The 2,949-nt window shown below is 68.6% G+C and carries 2 protein-coding genes; one reads left to right on the top strand and one right to left on the bottom strand.

The features are described 5' to 3' along the window. Positions 1–137: 137 nt before the first annotated feature. On the bottom strand, positions 138–1,058 hold the full coding sequence (locus E1263_RS42140) for a threonine/serine dehydratase (protein ID WP_132178056.1): 921 nt from the start codon (positions 1,056–1,058) through the stop codon (positions 138–140). A gap of 25 nt (positions 1,059–1,083) precedes the next feature. Here E1263_RS42140 and E1263_RS42135 point away from each other — a divergent pair. Next, a partial coding sequence (locus E1263_RS42135) for a propionyl-CoA synthetase (RefSeq protein ID WP_132178054.1) occupies positions 1,084–2,949 on the top strand: 1,866 nt, incomplete at its 3' end.

Here is a 2,949-nt window from a genome sequence, read left to right as displayed (position 1 = left end):
GGGTGGGTGCAGACGTGGTCCCGCAGCGAGTCGACCGACAGATCCAATTGAAGACCCGAAGTCAGTGAGTGGGTGAGTCAGGAAGACCGCTGCGGGACCACGCCAACCATTCTCACTGTGAGTGGGGGCGGTCCGCGTCAGCTGAGCGTCGCCGGGTCGGTATTGGCTCCGCAGACCAGTACGACGACGCGCTCGCCGTCGGCTGGTTGGTAGACGCCTGAGTTGAGGGCAGCGAAGGCGGTGGCGGCGCCGTACTCGGTGGCCAGATGGTAGTCGTGCCAGAGCTTGTGGCGCGCGGCAATGATCGCTTCTTCCTCGACCAGGAGCGAGTCGATGTTCTCGCGCTGGGCCACGGCGAAGGCGATGTCGCCGAGGCGGCGGGCGCCTAGGGAGTCGGCGGCTACCCCGCCTACCGGGCCGTTGACCGGGTGGCCGGCAGCGAGGGCTCGGTGGAGGGCGGAGGCTTCGACGGGCTCGACGCCGATGACTTTGGCGCGGCTGCCGAGGGCGGTGGCGATGCCGGCGACCAGACCGCCGCCACCCACGGCGACCAGGACGGTGTCGAAGGCATCGACCTGCTCCAGGAGTTCGAGGCCGATGGTGCCCTGGCCGGCGACGACCTCGGGCTGGTCGAAGGCGTGGACGAGCAACGCGTCGGTTTCGTCGCGCGCGATCACGGCCGCTTCGAAAGCTTCGGCGTACTCGCTCCCGACCTGTACGACGTCCGCGCCGAGCGTGCGCAGTTTCGCAACCTTGGGTGCGGGCGCATTGACCGGGACGAAGATGCGCGCCGGTACGCCGAGCTCGCGGGCAGCGTAGGCCGACGCCAGGCCCGCGTTCCCGCCGGACGCGGCGACCACGCCCTGACCGGTGAGTTCGCCGGTCTCCTTCGCGAGGAGCAGGCGGTTGAACGCGCCGCGCGGTTTGAACGAACCAGTGTGCTGAAGCAGCTCGAGCTTGAAGATCAACCCGGGGGAGACCTCGATCACCGGCGTCCGCCGGACCCGGCCGGTGATCCGCTCGGCCGCTGCCTGCACGTCTTCGACATTTACCGTCATGCGTCAACCCTGCCACGATGCTGGCATGGGTGCGTATGAGGACAGTTACCGGCAGAGCCTGGACGATCCGGAAGCGTTCTGGCTGGAGGCCGCGAAGGCAATCTCCTGGACGACTCCACCGACTCGCGCGCTCGATGACTCGGCCGCACCGCTCTATCGCTGGTTCCCCGGTGCCGCGCTGAACACGTCGTACAACTGTTTAGACCGCCATGTCGAGGCCGGCCACGGCGACCGCGTCGCGCTGATCCACGACTCACCGGTCACCGGCAGTTCGCGAACGTTCACGTACGCCGAACTGCTCGATCAGGTCGCGCGATTCGCGGGAGCGCTCGCCGGGCTCGGCGTCGGCAAGGGCGACCGCGTGATCGTCTACATGCCGATGGTCCCCGAGGCGGTCATCGCGATGCTGGCGTGTGCCCGGCTCGGCGCGATCCACTCGGTGGTGTTCGGCGGGTTCGCCCCGAAGGAGCTCGCGGCCCGGATCGACGACGCGACCCCGCGCGTGATCGTCTCCGCGTCCTGCGGGATCGAGCCGACCCGAGTGGTCGTGTACAAACCGATCATCGACGAAGCGCTGACGCTCAGCACGCATCAACCCGAACACACGATCGTCATGCAACGCCCGGCCGCGCCGGCAACGCTCGGAGAGCGCGATCTCGACTGGTCCACGCTCACCGCGTCGCCGGCCGACCCGGTGCCGGTTGCGGCAACCGATCCGCTGTACATCCTCTATACGTCCGGAACGACCGGTAAGCCGAAGGGCGTCGTACGGGATAACGGCGGGCACGCGGTCGCGTTGGCCTGGTCGATGCGCGCGATCTACGACATCGGCCCCGGTGATGTCTGGTGGACAGCCTCAGACGTCGGCTGGGTCGTCGGCCACTCCTACATCGTCTACGCGCCCCTCCTGGTCGGGGCGACCACCGTTCTCTACGAAGGCAAACCAGTCGGTACGCCGGACGCGGGCGCCTTCTGGCGGGTTATCGCCGAACACCGGGCGAGCGCGCTCTTCACCGCGCCCACCGCGATCCGCGCCATCAAGAAGGTCGACCCCGAAGCAGGTTTGGCCGCCGGCTACGACCTGAGCAGCCTCCGCACCCTCTTCCTCGCCGGCGAACGCCTCGACCCCGAGACCTACCACTGGGCCCACGAACATCTCGCCGTACCGGTCGTCGACCACTGGTGGCAGACCGAAACCGGCTGGCCCATCGCCGCCAACCCCCGCGGCCTCGAACCGCTCCCCACCAAACCCGGCTCAGCCACCGTCCCGGTCCCCGGCTGGGACATCCAGGTCCTCGACAGCGTCGGCGACCGCCAGCCCGCGGGGGAGGAGGGCTCGATCGCCATCAAGCTCCCGCTGCCGCCCGGCGCCCTCCCGACGCTGTGGGGTGACGATGGGCGCTTTGTCGACAATTACCTGTCCCGCTACGACGGGTACTACCTCACCGGTGACTCCGGCTACCTCGATTCCGACGGCTATGTCTTCGTCATGGGCCGCACCGACGACGTCATCAACGTCGCCGGCCACCGCCTCTCCACCGGCGCCATGGAAGCCGTTCTCGCCGGCCACCCCGCCGTCGCCGAATGCGCAGTCATCGGCGTCCACGACGCACTGAAGGGTCAACTCCCACGCGGCCTGGTAGTCCTCAAAGCCGGCGCCGATATCGCCCCTGAGGCTCTCCAGGCCGAACTCGTCGCCGCAGTCCGCCGCGAAATCGGCCCCGTAGCCGCGTTCCGCGACGTCTCCATCGTCGACGCGCTCCCCAAGACCCGCTCCGGCAAGATCCTCCGCAAAACCATGCGCGGTATCGCCGACGGCCGCGACGAGCCCATCCCATCGACGATCGAAGACCCCACCGTCCTCGAAGCCCTCCGCCCCATCCTCCGCCAC

Origin of the sequence: Kribbella antibiotica, assembly GCF_004349055.1 — a bacterium.
Lineage (GTDB): Bacteria > Actinomycetota > Actinomycetes > Propionibacteriales > Kribbellaceae > Kribbella > Kribbella antibiotica.
Note: the sequence above shows the minus strand (reverse complement) of the source record. Positions and strands in the feature narration are given on the sequence as shown.

Bases quoted from the DNA above. Each gene is read 5' to 3' on its own strand.
- E1263_RS42140 (WP_132178056.1), bottom strand. From the start codon at position 1,058: ATGACGGTAAATGTCGAAGACGTGCAGGCAGCGGCCGAGCGGATCACC.